The 20,081-nt window shown below is 66.8% G+C and carries 19 protein-coding genes, 3 tRNA genes and 1 pseudogene; 15 read left to right on the forward strand and 8 right to left on the reverse strand.

Annotated elements, in window-relative coordinates:
• A pseudogene (locus NFU08_RS17920) lies at positions 1 to 337 on the reverse strand (hypothetical protein); the annotation flags it as partial.
• 58 nt (positions 338 to 395) lie between these two features.
• Positions 396 to 1,265, reverse strand: a complete 870-nt coding sequence (locus NFU08_RS17925) for an SGNH/GDSL hydrolase family protein (RefSeq protein WP_397426133.1) — start codon at positions 1,263 to 1,265, stop codon at positions 396 to 398.
• A gap of 78 nt (positions 1,266 to 1,343) precedes the next feature.
• On the opposite strand from NFU08_RS17925, the gene NFU08_RS17930 reads away from it, so the two are divergent.
• Positions 1,344 to 1,994, forward strand: a complete 651-nt coding sequence (locus tag NFU08_RS17930) for an alpha/beta hydrolase (protein ID WP_174178922.1) — start codon at positions 1,344 to 1,346, stop codon at positions 1,992 to 1,994.
• Positions 1,995 to 2,063: 69 nt separating this feature from the next.
• Here NFU08_RS17930 and NFU08_RS17935 read toward each other — a convergent pair whose 3' ends face one another.
• Positions 2,064 to 2,291 carry an RNA-binding S4 domain-containing protein gene (locus NFU08_RS17935; protein WP_174178903.1) on the reverse strand — a complete coding sequence of 76 codons (228 nt, stop codon included), beginning with the start codon at positions 2,289 to 2,291 and terminating at the stop codon, positions 2,064 to 2,066.
• A gap of 33 nt (positions 2,292 to 2,324) precedes the next feature.
• Between NFU08_RS17935 and NFU08_RS17940 the strand changes: the two genes are divergently transcribed.
• The 3 genes from NFU08_RS17940 to NFU08_RS17950 all read left to right on the forward strand — a co-directional run bounded on the left by NFU08_RS17940 (position 2,325) and on the right by NFU08_RS17950 (position 5,940).
• A complete protein-coding gene (locus NFU08_RS17940) occupies positions 2,325 to 3,329 on the forward strand; it encodes a DMT family transporter (protein ID WP_251425077.1) in 1,005 nt (334 codons plus the stop codon).
• A gap of 189 nt (positions 3,330 to 3,518) precedes the next feature.
• Positions 3,519 to 4,904, forward strand: coding sequence for a glycine--tRNA ligase (locus NFU08_RS17945; protein ID WP_104185255.1), 1,386 nt, complete (start codon positions 3,519 to 3,521; stop codon positions 4,902 to 4,904).
• 1 nt (position 4,905) lies between these two features.
• A complete protein-coding gene (locus tag NFU08_RS17950) occupies positions 4,906 to 5,940 on the forward strand; it encodes a GNAT family N-acetyltransferase (protein WP_251425080.1) in 1,035 nt (344 codons plus the stop codon).
• Positions 5,941 to 6,002: 62 nt separating this feature from the next.
• Here the strand turns inward: NFU08_RS17950 and NFU08_RS17955 are convergent, their stop codons facing one another.
• Together NFU08_RS17955 and NFU08_RS17960 are read right to left on the reverse strand one after the other, a co-directional pair.
• Positions 6,003 to 6,827, reverse strand: coding sequence for a 1-acyl-sn-glycerol-3-phosphate acyltransferase (locus NFU08_RS17955; protein WP_251425083.1), 825 nt, complete (start codon positions 6,825 to 6,827; stop codon positions 6,003 to 6,005).
• A gap of 8 nt (positions 6,828 to 6,835) precedes the next feature.
• A complete protein-coding gene (locus NFU08_RS17960; RefSeq protein ID WP_251425087.1) occupies positions 6,836 to 7,591 on the reverse strand; it encodes an alpha/beta hydrolase in 756 nt (251 codons plus the stop codon).
• Between the two features lie 142 nt (positions 7,592 to 7,733).
• Here NFU08_RS17960 and NFU08_RS17965 point away from each other — a divergent pair, with 142 nt between their 5' ends.
• From NFU08_RS17965 to NFU08_RS17990, 6 genes are all read left to right on the forward strand, one after another.
• Entirely contained in the window at positions 7,734 to 9,125 is a 1,392-nt protein-coding gene (locus NFU08_RS17965) for a YibE/F family protein (RefSeq protein ID WP_251425145.1), read from the forward strand.
• Between the two features lie 61 nt (positions 9,126 to 9,186).
• The gene (gene dusB, locus NFU08_RS17970; protein WP_251425090.1) at positions 9,187 to 10,365 is read left to right on the forward strand and encodes a tRNA dihydrouridine synthase DusB; all 1,179 of its coding nucleotides are present in this window, start codon (positions 9,187 to 9,189) and stop codon (positions 10,363 to 10,365) included.
• On the forward strand, positions 10,358 to 11,647 hold the full coding sequence (locus NFU08_RS17975; protein ID WP_104185250.1) for a deoxyguanosinetriphosphate triphosphohydrolase: 1,290 nt from the start codon (positions 10,358 to 10,360) through the stop codon (positions 11,645 to 11,647). The genes dusB and NFU08_RS17975 overlap by 8 nt, the downstream gene beginning before the upstream one ends.
• 52 nt (positions 11,648 to 11,699) lie before the next feature.
• Complete coding sequence (dnaG, locus tag NFU08_RS17980) at positions 11,700 to 13,628, forward strand: DNA primase (RefSeq protein ID WP_174178889.1); 1,929 nt, start codon at positions 11,700 to 11,702, stop codon at positions 13,626 to 13,628.
• Positions 13,629 to 13,717: 89 nt separating this feature from the next.
• Positions 13,718 to 13,790: transfer RNA gene (locus NFU08_RS17985), tRNA-Asn, on the forward strand.
• A 124-nt stretch (positions 13,791 to 13,914) separates the two neighbouring features.
• A tRNA-Asn gene (locus NFU08_RS17990) sits at positions 13,915 to 13,987 on the forward strand.
• A gap of 52 nt (positions 13,988 to 14,039) precedes the next feature.
• Here the strand turns inward: NFU08_RS17990 and NFU08_RS17995 are convergent.
• From NFU08_RS17995 to NFU08_RS18005, 3 genes are all read right to left on the reverse strand, one after another.
• A complete protein-coding gene (locus NFU08_RS17995; protein ID WP_174178886.1) occupies positions 14,040 to 14,447 on the reverse strand; it encodes a hypothetical protein in 408 nt (135 codons plus the stop codon).
• 88 nt (positions 14,448 to 14,535) lie between these two features.
• The gene (locus NFU08_RS18000) at positions 14,536 to 14,727 is read right to left on the reverse strand and encodes a hypothetical protein (protein ID WP_174178884.1); all 192 of its coding nucleotides are present in this window, start codon (positions 14,725 to 14,727) and stop codon (positions 14,536 to 14,538) included.
• Between the two features lie 4 nt (positions 14,728 to 14,731).
• Positions 14,732 to 15,955 (reverse strand): multidrug effflux MFS transporter, encoded by a 1,224-nt coding sequence (locus NFU08_RS18005; RefSeq protein ID WP_174178882.1) that lies wholly within the window; start codon positions 15,953 to 15,955, stop codon positions 14,732 to 14,734.
• A 177-nt stretch (positions 15,956 to 16,132) separates the two neighbouring features.
• On the opposite strand from NFU08_RS18005, the gene NFU08_RS18010 reads away from it, so the two are divergent.
• The 5 genes from NFU08_RS18010 (at position 16,133) to NFU08_RS18030 (ending at position 20,081) form a co-directional block, all read left to right on the forward strand.
• A complete protein-coding gene (locus NFU08_RS18010; RefSeq protein WP_174178880.1) occupies positions 16,133 to 16,984 on the forward strand; it encodes a phage holin family protein in 852 nt (283 codons plus the stop codon).
• A 91-nt stretch (positions 16,985 to 17,075) separates the two neighbouring features.
• On the forward strand, positions 17,076 to 17,699 hold the full coding sequence (locus NFU08_RS18015; protein ID WP_251425093.1) for a CDP-alcohol phosphatidyltransferase family protein: 624 nt from the start codon (positions 17,076 to 17,078) through the stop codon (positions 17,697 to 17,699).
• On the forward strand, positions 17,699 to 18,607 hold the full coding sequence (locus tag NFU08_RS18020) for a DMT family transporter (RefSeq protein ID WP_251425096.1): 909 nt from the start codon (positions 17,699 to 17,701) through the stop codon (positions 18,605 to 18,607). Before NFU08_RS18015 ends, NFU08_RS18020 begins: the two co-directional genes overlap by 1 nt.
• Positions 18,608 to 18,738: 131 nt before the next feature.
• On the forward strand, positions 18,739 to 19,935 hold the full coding sequence (locus tag NFU08_RS18025) for a glycosyltransferase (RefSeq protein WP_174178874.1): 1,197 nt from the start codon (positions 18,739 to 18,741) through the stop codon (positions 19,933 to 19,935).
• 72 nt (positions 19,936 to 20,007) lie between these two features.
• Positions 20,008 to 20,081, forward strand: a tRNA-Ile gene (locus NFU08_RS18030).

The following is a 20,081-nucleotide window of genomic DNA, read 5'->3' on the forward strand; positions in this document are numbered from 1 at the left end:
GCCTTTGCCCCCGATCCAGCCCATCCCGCCGGTCCGCGGGCGGGACCGGCGGGATGGGCTGGATCGGGGGCAAAGGCTGGCTGGGCGGGAGCGGCGCCGGCTGCCCGATCTGGCGGAAGCCTCCCGCGAGGTAGTCCTGCTGGGTAAAGCCGTCACGGGGCTGCTTGCTCTGCGGGCCGCTGGAACCGGGGAACTGCCCGGAACCCGGGAACTGGTCCGGGTACCGTCCCGAGAAGGTTTGCTGCTGGTCCCGGCGGGCTACAGACTTCCGGTACATCCGCATGGCCATCGGAATCACGAATGACAGGATGATGATCCAGAAAAACAGGTTGCTCACGGTGCTAAGCCTCTCGTGTGTGTCCCTCCAGCTTAACCCCGGGGCGTTAACACCGGGCTCAGTTCCGGCTGCCGGCTGCCGACCCCAGCGGACCCTCGCCGGATCCCAGCGGAACGCCCGGACCAAAGACGGGACCCGGCGTCGGCCGTTTTGCCGTAATGCCGTCCCCGGACGACTGGTTGCGCAGCCGGCGCAGCACCCACGGCACAAAGTACTGGCGGGCCCACACCAGGTCGCCCGAGCGGGCCTCCCGCCAGCTCCGGGGCGGGAACGGCTTGGGCTGGAGGGGCTGCAGGGTGTGCTCCACGTTCAGCGAATCCAGCACCATGGCGGCAATGGTGTGGTGGCCCAGGGGCGAGAAGTGAAGCCGGTCCTCGTCCCACATCCGGGGATCGCTGAGCTGGCGGAGGGACCACATGTCCGCAATGACGGCGTCGTGCCGGGCGGCGACAGTCCGCAGGTTCTCGTTGTAGATGGCAACCTTGCTGCGGATCCTGCCGAGCACGGACGTGCCGGTGTCCGGGCCGTTGAACAGCACCACTGTGGCGCCGCCCATCGTCAGGATCTGGACCACCGAATCGAGCTTCGCGGCGAGGACATCGGGATCCCCGCCCCTCCGCAGCAGGTCGTTTCCGCCCGCGGACAGGGTGACCAGGTCAGGCTTCAGCGCAAGGCACGGGGCGAGCTGCTGGTCCACGATCTGCTGCAGCAGCCGGCCGCGGACGGCGAGGTTGGCATAGGCGAAATCCGGCTGGGTCCGGCCCAGTTCCTCGGCAACGCGGTCAGCCCAGCCGCGGAACCCGCCCGGGCTTGAGGGCTCGGGGTCCCCGATGCCTTCGGTAAAGGAGTCACCCATGGCCACATAACGGCTCCAAGGGTGGGAGCCGGCGGTCATGGACGGGGTCTCGATGGCGCTTGTGTCACTCACGGTCCTATCCTGCCTTTCGCTTCCCTGGCTACGCCAACGTAGGTAGTTACCTGTGGGTAACTGGTATGAATGGAAACCATGACTGACGCCGAAGTATTTCCTGCCCCTGTTGTCCTGTGGTCCCATCCGGAGGACCAGCGTGATGGCAAACCCCTGCTGGTGCTCCTGCACGGCTACGGCGCGAACGAACAGGACCTGCTGAGCCTGGCCGACATGTTGCCCGGCGACTTTGCCGTCGCGTCCGTCCGCGCCCCCATCGCCATGGGCCCGGGCTTCACCTGGTTTCCGCTCACCGCGTCCATCGACTACTCCCTGGACCGCGTCAAGGAAGCATCGGCCTACGTGCTCGAGTGGATCGACGCCATCCGGGTGGGGCACCCGTCGGTAACCCTGCTTGGTTTCTCGATGGGCATGGCCATGGCCACCACGCTCCTGCGGCAGCGGCCCACCGACTTCGCCGCCGTCGTCGGACTCTCAGGCTTCGTGGTGGACGCCGGCGACGATCCCAGCTTCCGGGACAGCGAGCTGGACGGCACCGTGCCCATGTTCTGGGGCCGGGACCAGCAGGACCCCGTGATCACCCCGGACAAGATCGACTTCACCATGGCCTGGGTCCGCAAGCACGTCAAGCTCACCAAGGTCCTCTACACAGGCATGTGGCACGGGATCAACCAGCAGGAGATCGGGCATGTGGGCGAGTTCCTCACGCATGAGGTCCTGAAGAAATAGAAGGTACGACGGCGAGCGTCCGCTCTGGCCGACCCCGCCGCCGGCGGCCTGCCTGCCCTGGGGCGGCGGTCAGGCCTCCGGCGCGACGACCTTAACGGTCTGGCCGTTCACCGTCACGGTGTCGCCATTGTGCAGCTGCCGGCCGCGGCGGTCATCGATCTCCCCGTTGACTTTGACGAGCCCGTTCTTGATGAGCTCCGCCGCCTCAACACCGTCCTCCACCAGATTGGCGAGCTTCAGCAGCTGGCCAAGGCGGATCATGCTGTCGCGGATGGTGATCTCTTCAACATTGCTCATACAGGCAATGATGCCTGACGTAGGGTTGATTCAATGACTTCCAGCCCCCGCCTGCCGCTGCTCGCAGGCCTTCCACTCGCGGTGGGCGCGGGCCTCGCCATTCCCGTCCAGGGCCGGATTAACGGGGCCCTCGGCACCCGCCTCAATGACGGCATCGCCGCCGCGGTGGTGAGCTTCAGCACTGGGCTGGTGGTGATGATCCTGATCTCGCTGCTCCTGCCGCGCGGCCGGGCCGGCCTTGCACGGATCCTGCCCGCGGTCCGCAGCCGGGCCTTTCCGCGCATCTATGTGCTGGCCGGCGGCATCGGTGCCCTGTTCGTCTTCGCGCAGTCCTTCACGGTGGGCATCCTTGGGGTCGCCCTCTTCACAGTGGCAACAGTCACCGGCCAGACCGTCAGCGGCCTGCTGGTGGACAAGCTCGGAATTGGACCGGCCGGCCGGAAGTCGGTGACTGCCATCCGGGTCATCGGATGCCTCCTGACCATCGCCGCCGTCGCCTGGGCTGTGTCACCCCGGTTCGCGGCAGCAGGCGGCACGCCGGGAATGGCGGACGGCGGCGCAGGGCCGGACGGCCCCGCGGCGCTCCTGGTTCCACTCCTCCTGCCGGTGGCGGCGGGGTTCCTGATGAGCTTCCAACAGGCCATGAACGGGACGGCCACTGTCCACTACGGCACGCCCATCGCGGCCACCCTGGTGAATTTCGTTGCCGGCTCCGTTGTGCTGTGGACGGCCTACGCGGTCAAAGTCTCCGTGGCCGGACCGGGGAACCCGCTGCCCGCCGAATGGTGGTACTACCTTGGCGGCCCCATGGGATGCGTGTTTATCGGCCTCGGCGCGCTGCTGGTCCGGAGCCTGGGCGTGCTGGTCACCGGGCTGGGCATGATCGCCGGGCAGCTGCTGGGCTCGCTCGCCCTCGACGTGGTCCTGCCGGCTCCGGGAACAATCGTGGCTCCGGCCACGGTCCTCGGCACAATCCTTACCCTCGCCGCCATCATCCTGGCCACCCTGCCCTGGCCCCGGGGCGCGCTCCGCAGATAACACCTGCGCAGATAACGCCTGCGCAGGTAACATCCGGGCAGGTAGCGGCCGGTAGGCTGGTACACGCAGCTTTTCGCATTACCCTTCATCCGCCCCGCCGTGCAGCCAGAGGTATCCCGCCGCTGGCTTCGCCGGGGCCAGAAACCGCGGACCGCACCCAGCGGCCCTGTAGAAATTGGAGTTACCCCCATGGCAGCAAAATCCGTACTCGACCAGGTCATCTCCCTCTCCAAGCGCAGGGGATTCGTGTTCCAGGCCGGTGAGATTTACGGAGGTTCGCGCTCTGCCTGGGACTACGGGCCCCTCGGCGCCGAACTGAAGGAAAACATCAAGCGCCAGTGGTGGCAGTCCATGGTCCGCGGCCGCGAGGACGTGGTGGGCCTGGATTCGTCCGTCATCCTGCCCCGCCAGGTCTGGGAAGCTTCCGGCCACGTGGAGGTCTTTTCCGATCCACTGGTGGAGTGCCTCTCCTGCCACAAGCGCTACCGCGCGGACCACCTCGAGGAAGAGTACGAGGAAAAGAAGGGCCGCCCCGCCGAGAACGGCCTCAAGGACATCGCCTGCGCCAACTGCGGCACCCGGGGCGAATGGACCGAGCCGCAGGAATTCTCCGGCCTGCTCAAAACCTACCTGGGTCCCGTTGCCAGCGAAGAGGGCCTGCACTACCTGCGCCCCGAAACAGCACAGGGCATCTTCGTGAACTTCAACAACGTGCTCACCACCTCCCGGAAGAAGCCGCCGTTCGGCATCGGCCAGATCGGCAAGTCCTTCCGCAACGAAATCACCCCGGGCAACTTCATTTTCCGCACCCGCGAGTTCGAGCAGATGGAAATGGAGTTCTTCGTCGAGCCCGGCACGGATGAGGAATGGCACCAGTACTGGATGAAGGAGCGCATGGCCTGGTACACCGGCCTGGGTATCCGCGAGGAAAACCTGCGCTTCTTCGAGCACCCGCAGGAAAAGCTGAGCCACTACTCCAAGGGCACCACGGACATTGAGTACCGCTTCGGTTTCCAGGGCTCCGAGTGGGGCGAGCTGGAGGGAATCGCCAACCGTACCGACTTTGACCTCTCCACCCACGCCAAGGCCTCCGGCACGGACCTGAGCTACTTTAACCAGGCCACCAACGAGCGCTACACCCCGTACGTGATCGAACCCGCCGCAGGCCTGACCCGCTCCTTCATGGCGTTCCTGGTGGACGCCTACACCGAGGACGAGGCCCCCAACGCCAAGGGCGGCGTGGACGTCCGCACCGTCCTGAAGCTGGATCCGCGCCTGGCGCCGGTCAAGGCCGCCGTCCTGCCGCTGAGCCGCAACGAGGACCTGTCCCCGAAAGCCAAGGACCTCGGCGCCCAGCTGCGCAAGAACTGGAACATCGACTTCGACGACGCCGGCGCCATCGGCCGCCGCTACCGCCGCCAGGACGAAATCGGCACCCCGTTCTGCATCACCGTGGACTTCGACACCCTCGAGGACCAGGCCGTGACCATCCGCGAGCGGGACACCATGAGCCAGGAGCGCGTCTCCCTGGACAAGGTGGAGGGCTACCTGGCCGCACGCCTGATCGGCGCCTAGCATGGCCATCGAATACCGCGAATGGCGGGAAGGTGACGATCTTGCCCTGCTGGAAATCTGGGGCGACCCGGAAACCCACCAGGCCCGCCAGTTCCGTGGCGCGCTGGCGCTTTCTTCCGCCGGGACCAACGGCACGCCGTGGCGGCGCTGCATCGTGGCCGAGGACGTGATCGACGGCGTCGGGATTCCGGTTGGCGCCGGCGTCGTCTACGAAGCTTCCCTGCATCCCGAACGGCTCTGGGCCTACATCGAGGTGGCACGGGACCACCGGCGCGCCGGGATTGGTGCCACGCTCCTGGCGATGCTGCGCCGCGAAGCTGAACACTCGCCGTCGGGCGTTACCAGGCTCCGCGCCAAGGTGGAGCCGGGCACCGCGGGTGCCGCCTTCGCAGAGGCCTTCGAGCTGGAACCCATCCAGCGTTCCCGGCTGGTGGTCATTGAACCGGGAGCCCTGCGGCTGCCGGTCTTCCCGGCCAAGGACGACGGCGGCGGACCGGCCAACGACGAGAACGCGGGCTCCGACGTGGTGATGGACCTGGCCACGGGCTCCGTGGAACTGACCGACGTGGTGGGCAGGTACTACACCTCCATCCACGGCTGGGACTCGCCGGGCGTCCTGTCCATGGGCCAGGTGCAGAAGCTGTTCCTGGACGACCTCACCGGCGCCCACGGGGCAATCGTGCTGCGCGCCCAGCCTGAGTCGGCTTTCGGGGCAGGCGTTGCACCCAGCAGGAAGGGCCGGATCCGGGCCTTCGCCGTGAGCTACGCGGCGCCGGCCAATCCGGACGCGGCACCTGGCCAGGAGGATGCCGGGGCGGAAACGCCCACGGACGTCTTCGTCGGCCACGAGCCCGCCCTCGCCGCGGACGACGCCGCGGAAGCCGTGCGCGACATGCTCTCGCTGATCGCGTACCAGCACCCGGTCATGCTGGAACTGGACGATTCCATGACTGCCCTCCGTGCCGCCGTCGAACCCCTGCTCGAAAACGGCAAGGCGCGGCAGGCGGGCGCGGAAACCCTGGTGGTTTCAGACTAGGCGCCGCTGCGCAACCGCGTCGCAGCAGATGTCGTGATGGAGCTCCATGACGACATCTGCTGCTACCTGGCTGGGCGGGGACCACGGCGGCCCTTCGCGGCGTCCTGCGCGTCGAGCAGCTGCCGCTCGGGTTCAGTCGGGGCGCTGCCGCCCAGGTGCGCGGGCATCCACCAGGCGCCGGGCTCCGGGAGCAGGGGAAAATCGGCGATGCACGTCCCGATCCCGTCCTGGAGCCGGGCGCGGAGTTCCGCTGTGCCGGCGCCGGCATCGTCCCCCGGCGCGAACACCAGCGGCTCACCCACATGGATCCGCACGGGTGCGCGCCATGTCCTTCCGGCCGAGAAGCCGCGGCCGCGGGTGAGGATCCGGTGGGCGCCCCACACCGCCACGGGGATGACAGGGACGCCGGCTTCGGCCGCCATCCGGACTGCTCCGGTCCTGCACTCGCGCACGGTGAAGCTGCGGCTTACGCCCGCCTCGGGGAACACGCCAAGGTATTCGCCGGCACGCAGCTTGGCCACCGCCGCCTCATAGGCGTCTGCACGGCCGGTGTACCCAACCACCACGTGGCCGGCGGCGCTGATGGCGGGCCCGGCGAGCCAGTGATCGGCAGCGCCCTGGTGGACCAGGAACCGAAGCTTCCCGCGGGAGTGTTTCCACAGCATTAGTTCGGCGGCGGCGAAATCGACGTAGCCAAAGTGCGTCACGGCGAAAACGGCGCCGCTGCCCGGTACTACGGTCCTGGACTTCCCCGTCCGTGGTCCCGCAGGCGGCAGGTGTTCCGTTCCACTGCTGATGATCCGGATCCGGAAGGCCCACCGGAGCAGGAGCCCGCTGCGGACGATGACGCGGTAGAAGAGGTCATTGGGTGCGGGGCGCCAGGCCATGGAACCTCCTACAGGGTCACCTGGACCGCTGCTTCCGACAGCAGCCTGGTGTACTCCGCCGGCAGGGGAAGCTCGGCCCCGATGCTTTCGGCGAAAGCCTTCATCACAAAGCCGGTGGTCAGCGTCTGCCACACCCCGATCTTGCGGAGCATGAAGTGGCCGGCGCCCTTGAGGGCAACGTACTGCATGCTGGCGGCCTCGGCAGAGGCACGCCGGGCGAACAGCAGGGACGCCGAGGCGCTGGTCCACCTGTCCGTGGTTCCGTGCACAATGAGCACCTTGCGGTTGGCCACGCCGGATGTGGGTGTTGCGGGGTTGAGCCAGGGGGCAAGGGCGACGACGGCCTCCACACCTGGATGGTCCGCGGCGATCACAGCCGTGAGCCCGCCCATGGAATGGCCTACCAGGAACACGGGCACATCCGGGTGCTGTTCCCGGATCCGGGCGAGTGCCCAGCGGGCGTCCTGCAGCGGAGACATGTCCTGGCCATTCCAGCCGCGAACGCTGTTGCGGAGCGACCACACAGCCAGCCCGTGCGTCCGCCCGGCGCGGTGAAGATGCCAGGCGAAAGGCACCATCCGTGCCGGACTCAGGTGCCTGGCCTCCACCGGCTCACGGCTTTGGGATTTGCCCCCGTGCAGGACCAGGGCCACTCCCCGGGTGGGACCTGAGGATTTTCGGACGCTGAGGACTGCCTGCCGCGCAGCGCCGGGCGCTTCGGAAGGGCGCGAGCCGCCGTTTTTCTCCGTATTGCTGTTGGCCATACCTGGTACCTCCGAGTCCCCGATGATCCATTTATCAACCCTACGGTGCCGGACGTAGAGTTCAATGTATGAGGTTCTACAGCTGATGGGGTCCGGTCACTCCCACGCTTCCACAGGTCATTCGGAGCCAACGCCGCAGGCGATGGCCGCCAGGCGGAAGGCAAACCGCATCCTCGCGGCAGTACTCATTCCGCTGACGCTGCTCACCCTCGCAGGGATGGCGATGCTCTGGCCCTCGGGCAGCAAGGAGGGCATCTCCCTGGCCAACCCCTACTCCGCCGCGCCCGGTGTCACCTTCGACACCGGCACCATCCAAAGCGTGGTGTCCGAAAACTGCATGCAGGGTATTGCCCAGCAGGGCCAGGGAGGCCAGGCGCAGACCCAGCAGGGCCAGCAGAGCCAACAGGGATCCGACTGCACCTTTGCCTTCACGGAACCGGACAAGGGAGGAAGCCCGGTCAAGGTGGTGATCAACCCGGACGTCGCGAAGTCCCATGGGGTTAAGCCCGGTGACCAGATCCGGTACCTGAACCTGTCCAACGCCCAGGGCGCGTCCGCCTCCCAGGGTTCGCCCGCCTTCATCTTCGTGGACTTCGTCCGGACCCTGCCGATCGTCCTGCTGGCGCTGCTGTATGCGGCGGTGGTGATCGCTGTGGCCCGCTGGCGGGGCCTCCGCGCCCTGATCGGGCTTGTCGGCGCGTACTTCGTGCTGGCCAGCTTCATGCTTCCCGGGCTGGTGGAAGGGAAACCGCCGCTCCTGCTTGCCCTGGTGGGATCCACGGTGATCATGATCGGGGTGCTGTATTTCGCCCACGGCTTCTCGGCACGGACCTCCACCGCACTGCTGGGCACCATGTTCGGGCTGGGGATCACGGCGCTCCTGGCGGCGTGGGCAACCGGCGCGGCGAACCTCGCCGGGGTGGGGAACCACGAGGCAACCACCCTGGTGAACACCTCCGCCAACATCTCCATTTCCGGCGTCATCCTGTGCGGGCTCATCATCTCCGGCCTGGGTGTCCTCAACGACGTGACCATCACCCAGTCCTCCGCGGTGTGGGAGCTGTACGAACTGGCGCCGGGCAGCAGCGCCCGGAAACTCTTCACCTCGGCCATGCGGATCGGCCGGGACCACATTGCGTCCACCGTGTACACCATCGCGTTCGCCTACGCCGGCGCGGCCCTTCCCATCCTCATCATCGTGATGCTTTACGACCGGCCGCTCGCTGACACGCTCACCAGCGCGGAGCTGTCCGAGGAAGTCATCCGGACCCTCGTGGGTTCCATCGGGCTGGTCCTGGCCATTCCGGTCACCACGCTGATCGCCGTGCTGGTGGTCAAGGCCACCGGCGTCCGGGCAGGACTCCCGGAGGCGCAGGTGCCCCAGGCAACGGAACCAGGCAGCCAGGCGGAGCCGGGCGTGGATGACACGGGGTCGCTGGCCGCAGCAGCCCTTGCCCGCAGGTCGCGCCTGTCCGCCGCTGAACCGGAGGACACACCGCCCACCAGGCGCGGACGCCGGGCAGACCGCGGCTGACCACATTGGTTGGCCAGCACGTCCGGCAGCCCGATTTGCCCGGCTTTGCAACAATGGACAGGTGACTGTTGCAGCAACCCCTCCCGCCCCCAAGCTGGAACTCCCGCCCCTGAAGCTGGGTCCCATCACCGTGGACACGCCGGTGATCCTGGCGCCCATGGCCGGCATCACCAACTCCGCCTTCCGCCGTCTGTGCCGTGAATACGGCGGCGGCATGTACGTGGCGGAGATGGTCACCTCCCGTGCCCTGGTGGAGCGCACCCCGGAGTCCCTGCGGATCATTTCCCACGACGACGACGAAAAAGTGCGGTCCGTCCAGCTGTACGGCGTGGACCCGGTCACCGTGGGCAGCGCCGTGCGGATGCTCGTCGAAGAGGACCGCGCGGACCACATCGACCTGAACTTCGGCTGCCCGGTGCCCAAAGTCACCCGCCGGGGCGGCGGCTCGGCCCTGCCCTGGAAGATCGACCTTTTCACGTCGATCGTGCAGACTGCCGTCAGGGAAGCGTCGAAGGGCAACGTCCCGCTGACCATCAAGATGCGCAAAGGCATCGACGACGACCACCTCACGTACCTCGACGCCGGCCGCATCGCCCGCGACTCCGGAGTGGCCGCCGTCGCCCTGCACGGCCGGACGGCCGCCCAGTTCTACTCCGGACAGGCAGACTGGTCCGCCATCGCGCGCCTGCGCGAGGCCCTGCCGGACATCCCGGTGCTGGGCAACGGTGACATCTGGTCCGCGGAAGACGCGGTCCGGATGGTCCGCGAAACAGGAGTCGACGGAGTTGTGGTGGGACGCGGCTGCCAGGGCCGGCCCTGGCTGTTCGGTGACCTCCAGGCCGCCTTCGAAGGCAGCGATACCCGGCACAAGCCGAATCTGGGCCAGGTGGCCCAAGGCGTGTACCGGCACGCCGAACTGATGGTGGAGACTTTTGGTGACGAGAACAAGGCGCTGCGGGAGATCCGCAAGCACATCGCCTGGTACTTCAAGGGCTACGTGGTGGGAGGCGAACTCCGCACGCGGATGGCCCTGGTGAGCAGCCTGGAGGAGCTGCGCGCCGCCCTGGACGAGCTGGACGCCGGTTCGCCCTACCCGGGCGGCGACGCCGAAGGCCCCCGGGGCCGCGCCGGCTCACCCAAGAGGCCGGCGCTCCCGAAGGACTGGCTGGAGTCCCGGGCCCTCAATGCCGACCAGTCGCGGGACATCTCCGCGGCGGAACTGGACGTTTCCGGTGGCTGAAACGCGCACGGCTGCCCCTGTCCTGCCGGGCTATGACACCCACGACTCCGCGCGCTGGGTGGAGGAGCCGCCCAAGAACGTCTACCGCTCCGATTTCGAACGCGACCGTGCCCGAGTGCTTCATTCCTCGGCGCTCCGCCGGCTGGGTGCCAAAACCCAGGTGGTGGCACCTGACACGGATGATTTCGTCCGCACCCGCCTGACCCACAGCCTTGAGGTTGCCCAGGTGGGCCGCGAGCTGGGCCGTTCCCTCGGCTGCGATCCGGACGTTGTGGACACCGCCTGCCTCAGCCATGACCTTGGACACCCGCCGTTCGGCCACAACGGGGAATCGGCGCTCAACGAGGTGGCGCACGCCATCGGAGGCTTCGAGGGCAACGCCCAGACCCTGCGGCTCCTGACCCGGCTCGAGCCCAAGGTGCTGACGCCGGACGGCCAGCCCGCAGGGCTGAACCTCACCAGGGCCAGCCTGGATGCGGCAGCCAAATATCCGTGGTCCGCACTGGAAGCCCCGGTGATCCACGGCCAGCGGACCAGCAAGTTCGGCGCCTATGAGGACGACCTGCCGATCTTCAACTGGATCCGGGAGGGCGCTCCGGAGCGCCGCTCCTGCCTGGAAGCCCAGGTGATGGACCTCGCGGACGACATTTCGTATTCCGTGCACGACGTCGAGGACGCGATCGTGGCCGGGCACTTCCAGCTGCGCTGGATGGACAACCCGGACCACCGCGCCCGGGTGGTGGGGTACGCCAAGCAGTGGTACCTGCCGCACAACGATCCCGCCGCCATTGACGCCGCGCTGGCCCGGCTCGAAGCCACGGACGTGTGGGTGCGCGAGGCCGACGGCAGCCGCAAATCCATGGCGGCCCTGAAGAACATGACCAGCCAGCTGATCGGCAGGTTCTGCCAGAGCGCGCTGGAAACCACCCGCGCCGTGTACGGCCCGGAGAACCTGACGCGGTTCAACGCCGAGCTCATGGTTCCGGACGAGACCGTCATGGAGATCGCGGTGATGAAGGGCCTGGCCACCACGTTCGTGATGACCACCGAGCACCGCCAGCCCATTTACGAGCGCCAGCGGGAGGTGCTCCACGCCCTGGTCACCGCGCTGAGCGCCACCGGGGACCGCCACCTGGAACCGATGTTCGCGGCGGACTGGCGGGACGCGCCCGACGACGGTGCGCGCCTTCGCGTCGTGATCGACCAGGTGGCGTCGCTGACCGACGGCTCGGCGCTGGCCATGTACGAACGGCTGGTAGGGAGCCTGCCGTCCCTGTGGTGACCCTGGTTACGCCGGCGCGTCCGATGTCCGGCCCCGGCACTAGGATGGCTCTGTGCCAGGCCTGATCAAACGCGAAGACATAGACGAAGTACGCCAGCGCACGGACATCAAGGAAGTGGTTGACGGGTACGTCACGCTCAAGGGCGCCGGACTGGGGACTTTCAAAGGCCTGTGCCCCTTCCACGACGAACGTTCCCCCTCCTTCACCGTCCGGCCGCAGGTGGGCCGCTACCACTGCTTTGGCTGCGGCGAGGACGGGGACGTCATCGCCTTCGTGCAGAAACAGGACCACAGCTCCTTCCAGGAGGCCGTGGAGAAGCTGGCAGCCCGGATCGGCTACGAGCTGCGGTACGAGGACGGCGGAACCGGCCCCAACCGCGAGGAAGTGGGGCGCCGGCAGCGGCTGCTGGACGCCCACAAAATCGCCGACGAGTTTTTCCAGGCCCAGCTGCTGACCCCCGGCGCCGCGGAGGCCCGCACCTTCCTGCATGGCCGCGGGTTCGACCGGGCGGCCGCGGAGCAGTTCGGCGTTGGCTACGCCCCGCAGGGCTGGGACGCGCTGCTGAAGCACCTCCGAGGGCGCGGATTTACGGACGCCGAGCTCAAACTCACGGGGATGTTCTCCGAAGGCAACCGGGGGATCTACGACCGTTTCCGCGGGCGCCTTATCTGGCCCATCCGGGACATCGCCGGGGACACCATCGGCTTCGGTGCCCGAAAGCTCTATGAGGACGACCAGGGCCCCAAGTACCTCAACACCCCCGAGACCGCGCTCTACAAGAAGTCCCAGGTGCTGTACGGCATCGACCTCGCCAAGCGCAGCATCGCCAAGGACCGGCAGCTTGTGGTGGTGGAGGGCTATACGGACGTGATGGCCTGCCACCTTGCAGGAATCACGACGGCGGTAGCCACCTGCGGGACCGCGTTCGGCACCGACCACATCAAGATTGCCCGCCGCCTGCTGTCCGACGACGGCACCGGGGGAGAGGTCATCTTCACCTTCGACGGCGACGCCGCCGGGCAGAAGGCGGCGCTGCGCGCCTTCGAGGAGGACCAGCGCTTCACTGCCCAGACCTACGTGGCGGTGGAGCCCACCGGCGCAGATCCCTGCGACCTGCGGCAAAGCAGGGGAGACGAAGCCGTGCACGCGCTGGTGCAGTCCCGCCGGCCCCTGTTTGAGTTCGCCATCCGGACCACCCTGAAGCAGTTCAACCTGGACACCGTGGAGGGGCGCGTCCAGGGCCTGAAAGCCTCGGTGCCCGTGGTTGCCGCCATCCGCGACGCCTCCACCCGGACCGGCTACTGCCAGGCCCTCACGGGCTGGCTGGGCATGCCGGACCCGAATGAGGTTCTGCGGCTGGTCACCACGGAAGTCAAAAATGCCGGCAAGCGCGGCGACCAGGGTGGGGCTCCCGCCGCCGCTCCGCGGACCTCCGCCCCCGCAGCCCCACCCGGCGGTCCCGGCGTAGCTGCAGGGCCGCCGTCGGGAGCGGTTCCCTCCTACCACCGGCCCGACCCCCGGGACCCCGTGGCCTCCATGGAGCGGCAGGCGCTCGAGGTTGCCCTGCAAGAGCCGTCGCTCCTGGTGGGCGGGGTCTGGGAGCGTTTTTCCGCCGCCCGTTTCGCCACCCCCGCCTTCCAGGCCGTCCACGACGCCATGCGCGCCACGGATCCCGCCCTCACCGCCGACCCCGTCCGGTGGGTTGAGCATGTGATGCACGAGGTTCCGGAACCACTGCGGCCCCTGGTATCCGAGCTTGCTGTTGTTCCGCTGCCCGCCAGCACCGAGGAAGCGGTGCAGAAGTATTGCCGGGACATCCTCTCCCGGCTGTTCGAGCTCCAAATTACCCGGGTCAAGGCGGACAAGATGGGCCAGCTCCAGCGGCTGGACCCTGCGGCCGATCCGGAAACGTACCAGCGGCTCAACCGTGAACTGATGATGCTGGAAATGGAACGCCGGGCACTCAGGTCTGACGCCTGAGCCGTCCCGGCGCCGGAGCAGGGCCCTTCGGCGCCGTGGCCCGATTTCGCTTCCAGCCGGGGTCTTTGCTAGGCTAATACCCGCTTCATTCCTCCTTAGCTCAATTGGCAGAGCATTCGACTGTTAATCGAAGGGTTGCTGGTTCAAGTCCAGCAGGAGGAGCGCACAATCCCCGTTCCGGCCTCCGGAACGGGGATTTTTTATGCCTGCAACTGCCCGTTCCGGCCCGGGTTGACGCCGATTTCACATTGGCCGGAAACCTTTGCTAATGTCATACCTGCTTCATTCCTCCTTAGCTCAATTGGCAGAGCATTCGACTGTTAATCGAAGGGTTGCTGGTTCAAGTCCAGCAGGAGGAGCAACATAGAAAATCCCCGTTCCTCCTTTGTGAGGCACGGGGATTTTTGTTCCTCAGACGAAGTCCATCTCCACCTGCAGGAATCGCTCCGCCTCCGCAATGGCGGCCAGGAACGCCTCCTTTTCCGTGGGTGACGTCCGGGGCTGGCGGGGATTCCATTCGTGGGGAGCCGAGTGTATGCGCACCACTCCGGTGTCCGGCGGCGCGTAGAAGATGCCGAAGCGCTGTACCGGCCATTCGGGGGAGGCCTCGGGGGCTACCAGCAGCGCGGCGTTGAAGGCGGGGTTGAACCACTGGGCGATGGGCCGCCGCCGGTCCTCCGTAAACAGTCCCGCGGCATAGAGTGCTGCCGATTGTTCGCCCGCCTGGGCACACAGCCGTTCCCACCACAGTGGCAGTATCCGGTGGTCGCACCGTTGCCATGTGGCCGGAAGCGGCGGTTGTTCCTGCCAGGAGGGCACAGACCCTATTTTATCGCGGGCGCCGTGCGGGTGGCAGGTACCCCGAGCCCGCCACGCGCTTTGCGTCCGCCCCCGGGGTGCGGCGGCGTCAGGGTCGGTTCCACGGCCCCGGGTTGACCCGGTACAACAGCGCCGACCCTGCAACCATGCCCAGGACAATGCCCATGGCAGGGTTGCCCAGGGCCCGGCCGGCGAAGTAGCCCACGACGGCGCCAATCACCGCTCCGAGGAAAAGTCCCCGGCGGTTCCGGTGCGGCCTGCGCTTTGGCGTGTTCTTCACGGCGTCAGTGGATCGACGGAACGGTACGGGGCCGGACCACCAGCCACAGGGCTGCAATGGCCAGCAGGATGCATGCTCCCTGCACCGCGCCCATGGGGGCGGCGCTGGTGATGCCCAGCCAGCCCACCACCGGGGAGATGAGCCCCGCCATCATGAACGTCGAGAATCCGAGCAGGGAGGCTGCAGTGCCGGCCTGGCCCGCATGGCCGGCCAGGGCGAGCACCTGCACGCACGGAAACATGAAGCCCGTTCCCAGGATGTAGAACCACAGGGGAACCAGCACGCCCCACAAGCCGAACCCGAGCTGGTCGAACACCACGATCAGCGTGGCCATCAGGAACATCCACGCGGTGGCCGCAGCGATGATCCACTGCGGCGGCACCCTGCGGATGAGGCGGGAGCTGGTTTGGATGCCGGCAACAATGCCCAGCGAGTTGATGCCGAACAGCAGGCCGTACTCCTGCGGGGTGAAGCCGAAAACGTCCTGGAACAGGAAAGGGGAGGCCGACAGGTAGGTGAACAGGCCGCCAAAGTTCAGCCCGGCCACCAGCAGCAGCCCAACAAACACCCTGTCGCTGAAGAGGATCCGGTAGCGCTGGCGGGCGGTCATGCCGCTCTGCCGGCGTTTTTCCGGCGGCAGGGTCTCGCGGACCAGGAACAGGGCGGATGTGATCACCACGGTTCCGTAGGCGGCAAGGAACACGAAGATTCCAGGCCATTCCATCACCAGGAGCAGCTGCGAACCGATCACGGGCGCCAGGATGGGTGCCAGGCCATTCACCAGGGCCATGCGGGAAAACATCTTCACCATGGCGTACCCGGAAAACAGGTCCCGGACCATCGCCATGGCCACAACGCCGCCGCCGGCAGCGCCCACGCCCATCAGCACGCGGAAGATGCCCAGGGTGGTGATGTCGGTGGACAGGGCGGCGCCCACGGAGGCTGCAATGTGGACCGCCGTCGCCAGGATAAGCGGGGTGCGGCGGCCGAACCTGTCGCTGAAGGGGCCAACCACCAGCTGGCCGATGGCGAATCCCACGGTGGTGCCTGCCAGGGTCAGCTGGACCTGGGCCTCGGTCACGCCGAGGCTCGCCTCCAGGGCCGGGAACGCGGGAAGGTAAAGGTCGATCGTGAACGGACCCAGCGCCGTCAGGGCGCCGAGCAGCAGGATGTACAGGAGTTTCCGGCGGCGGCTCAGGAGATCGCCCGGATTGCTGGGAATGGTCACGGAGATCAATCCTAGGCCCGGCGCTGCCTAATTTTGCAGCGTTGTAGGCCACGCCGCCCGGCAAGCCCCGAAGTTCGCCCTGAACCTGAATGATAGTTTTGGTGCGGGGACTGTGCAGCTGCACTTTCCTGCAGCACACGGAAGCCGATTCGACCCATAACCAGTAAGGCGGAACCGATGAGCGGACGTCACAGCGGGCGTACCAGCCAGGGATTGCGCATCACTGCGCTGCCCAGGACGCTTAAACTCCTTTTCCGGTTGGCGCCGCGCCAGCTCAATGACGAAATCGCCTTCGCGAAGATCGAGCTTAAGCGCAAGGGAATCCAGGTCGGAGTCGCCGCTGCCTTTTTCGCCGTCGCCCTTGTTTTCCTCCTTTTCCTGGTGGTGGGCCTCATCGTGGCAGCCATCATGGGACTGGCCACCATCATGCCGGCCTGGCTGGCCGCACTCCTGGTGTCCGCGGCGTTCCTGCTGATAGCCCTGATCGGCGGCCTGATTGGCGTCCGGAAGTTCAAGAAGGCCATGCCGCTCGTGCCGGAAGAGACCATCCGCGGCATCAAGCACGATATCGGCGTGGTCAAAGAAGGCTCCGCGTTCAACCCGGCTGTCCTTGACCCGCAGAGCCCCGAAGCCAAGGCGGCGAAGGCGGCAAAGGATGAAGCGGCTGCAAAGGCCAAGGCGGAGAAGGCAGCCAAGGCCGCCGAACACGAGAAGGAATTCCCGCACGCCTCCGAACCGGAGCTGGTGCGCCGGCTCAGCCAGCGCCGCCACCACCTCACCGAAGTGCGCGACGAACTCGGCACCGAGCTGGACGTCGCGCCCCAGGGCAGGTACCTGCTGGCAACAGCCCAGGACAAACTGCGCGAAGGCCAGGCCCTGGCCGGCCACGGCAGGGACATTGCCGGACGGAAATTCGCGGCGTTGTCCGGATCCGCGGACCTGGAACAGCGCTGGAAGCCGCTGGCCGCCTTCATCGCCGCTGGAACCGTCTTCCTGGTCCTGGTGCGCAAACTCCTCCGGACGTACTAGCACCCGGATCGGGCAGGCTCTTCGGCAGCCCGCAGAAGTTCAGGGAACGGCAATAACGCTCGCAGGGGCAGCAGAAAGGAAGGGGGACGGGGTGAAGTTCATTGGTGCCGGCTCCCGTCCCGGACGCCCCCAGGTGGACCACGACCTCGTGTTCACCATCCCCAACCTGCTGACCGTGGTGCGCTTCATGGGGGTGCCGCTCTTCATCTGGCTTGTCCTGGCCCAGAAGGAGTACGGTGCCGCCGTTGTGGTCCTCGCCGTCATGGCCAGCACCGACTGGGTTGACGGCTACATTGCCCGCCGCTTCGACCAGGCCTCGAAGCTTGGCAGGGTCCTGGACCCGATCGCCGACCGGCTGGCGCTGATAGCGGTCGCTGTCACGCTGGTGATTGCCGGCGTCGTCCATTGGCTCTACCTGGCTGCCCTGGTGGTTCCGGACGCCGTCCTGCTGACCATGACGCTCTTTTTCTTCCGTGGCCACCCCGACCTTCCCGTGAGCGTGATTGGCAAGGTGCGCACCGGCCTGCTGCTGCTGGGGACCCCCATGCTGGTCCTCTCACGGCTGGATACAGGATTCTCCACTGAGTTGTTCGTCGCCGCGTGGATAGTCCTGGGCCTCGGGTTGGTCGGCCACTGGATCGCGGCCTACCACTACTTCTGGGCCATCCTGCGAAAGGGCAGAATGCAGGCGCACCACGACGACGGGACCGCCTGATGGTATGGCTGGCAGTTGGGCTTGCGCTGCTTGGTGCCTTTTGCCTGGCCCTTGGTGCGCAGCGCCAGGGGAGCGCCGTCAAGGCCGACACGGGCGGCCTGGCCCTGAGCTCCAACGGCTTCCTGCGCCTGCTTCGAAACCCCCGCTGGGTGTTCGGCCTCCTGCTCCTGTGTGCCGGCATGGCCATGAACGCCGTGGCGCTCGTGTCCGCACCGCTCACTGTTGTCCAGCCCATTGGCGCGATCGCCCTGGTGATCACCACCATCATCAATGCCAAGGACCAGGACCTCACCATCAATCGGGCAACCGTGGTGGCCATCGCGGCCTGCGTGACGGGCTCTGCGCTCTTCGTCCTCCTGGCGGTCAACGTCACGCAGGAAAACCACGACGTAACCCTCGCCGACGAGGTCACCATCGTGCTGCTGCTGGCCCTCGCCGTCGGACTCTTCGGCACCCTGGCCGTGATGTTCAGGCACCGGATCAACGCCTTCGTCTATATCCTCGGCGCCGGCGTCCTCTTCGGGTTCGTGGCCGTCCTGACCCGGATCATCGGCAAGCACCTGCTCGATCCGAACGGGCTGTTCCTGCTGAACGTGCAGTGGTATTCGGTGGTGGCCCTTGTCGCCGCGGGCGGGCTGGGGTCGTGGTTTGTCCAGAGCGCCTACTCGTCGGGTCCGCCGGACCTGGTGATCGCGGGACTGACCGTCATTGATCCCCTGGTGGGAATAGCCATCGGCATTGTGATCCTCGGCGAACTGCGGCCGGATGTCCACGCCGTGATGGCCATTGCCATGGGAACGGCTGCCTCCCTTGCTATCGTTGGGGTGATCGCCCTTTCCAGGCACCATCCCGAGGTCACGAAGCGCAAGAAGGACGTGCGGAAGGCCGTGGGACGGGCGAGCCGCTAGCCACTGACCACCAGATCCCGCCCGTTATTTACGCAAGCAAGATTCACCACGAGGCCAGGCGCCATCGCGCCAACGGCCAACTGTGCTGCCAGTCCATGCTGTGCGCACCGTGACCATCAGGAGCTCTCCACGTGACCACGCCCGCAGACCAGCGTCCCCTGACCATCCTGATCGCTGCAGACACCTACCCGCCCCACATCAACGGAGCGGCACAGTTCGGCTACCGCCTGGCCAAGGGAATGACCGGCCGCGGGCACAACGTCCATGTGCTGGCCTGCCGGGCGGACAACGGAAAGAGCTTCACGGAGTTTCGGCCCGAGGGGACGGTCCACCGGCTGCGTTCCCACGGCGTCCCCACGCACGAGTACTTCCGGATCTGCCTTCCCTGGGAGATCAAGAAGGAGATCAGCCTCCTCTTCGACCGGGTGAAACCCGATGTGGTCCACATCCAGAGCCACTACATGATCGGCGAACATGTCCTGTACGAGGCCGTGAAACGCGGCGTCCGGATTGTGGCCACCAACCACTTCATGCCAGAGAACCTCAACCCGTTCCTGCCGTTTCCGCAGTGGTTCAAGGACATTATCGGCCGGATCTCGTGGAAGGACATGGGCAAGGTCATGGGCAAGGCGGACGTGGTCACCACGCCCACCCCGCTCGCGGCCAAGGCCATGCACCAGCATGCCTTCCTGCGCAAGGTGCTGCCGCTGTCCAACGGTATTGACTCCGCCGCCTACGAACTCCAGCCAGGCGAGCAGATCGAACCCCACCCGTACCCCACCGTGATGTTTGCCGGGCGGCTGGCCGAGGAGAAGCACGTGGATGTGCTCATCGAAGCCGTCAGCAAGACTCCGCCGGAACTCAACGTCCACCTGGAAATCGTCGGCGGCGGCGAGGTGCGCTCCTCCCTGGAGGAGCTGGTCCGCCGGCTGCACATGACGGACCGGGTAAAGTTCCTGGGCCTCGCGAGTGACGAGGAACTGCGCCGGGCCTACATCCAGGCCGACCTGTTCTGCATGCCCGGAACAGCGGAGCTGCAGTCGCTGGTCACGCTCGAGGCGATGTCTGCCTCCACTCCCGTGGTGCTGGCGGATGCCATGGCCCTGCCGCACCTGGTGCGCGACGGCGAAAACGGCTACCTGTTCACGCCGAACGACAGCGACGACCTCGCCAAGAAGATCACCATGGTCCTGGAACTGCCTGCCGACCAGCGTGAAGCCATGGGCCAGGCCAGCCGGCAGATGGTGGAACCCCACAGCATCGAGGGCACGCTGCAGACCTTCGAGGACCTTTACCGTGGAGCGCGCTTCGAGGACAAGGTGGTCTGAACGCTTTCCCGGGTTTGCTAAAGTAATTTTGCCCTGCCACTGCGTAACAATCGCCGGAGGTTCCGGGCATAAGGGGCTATAGCTCAGCTGGTTAGAGCGCGGGACTCATAATCCTAAGGTCCTCGGTTCAAGTCCGAGTAGCCCTA

The sequence above is a fragment of the Pseudarthrobacter sp. NCCP-2145 genome (genome assembly GCF_023708005.1).
Classification (GTDB): Bacteria; Actinomycetota; Actinomycetes; order Actinomycetales; family Micrococcaceae; genus Arthrobacter; species Arthrobacter oxydans.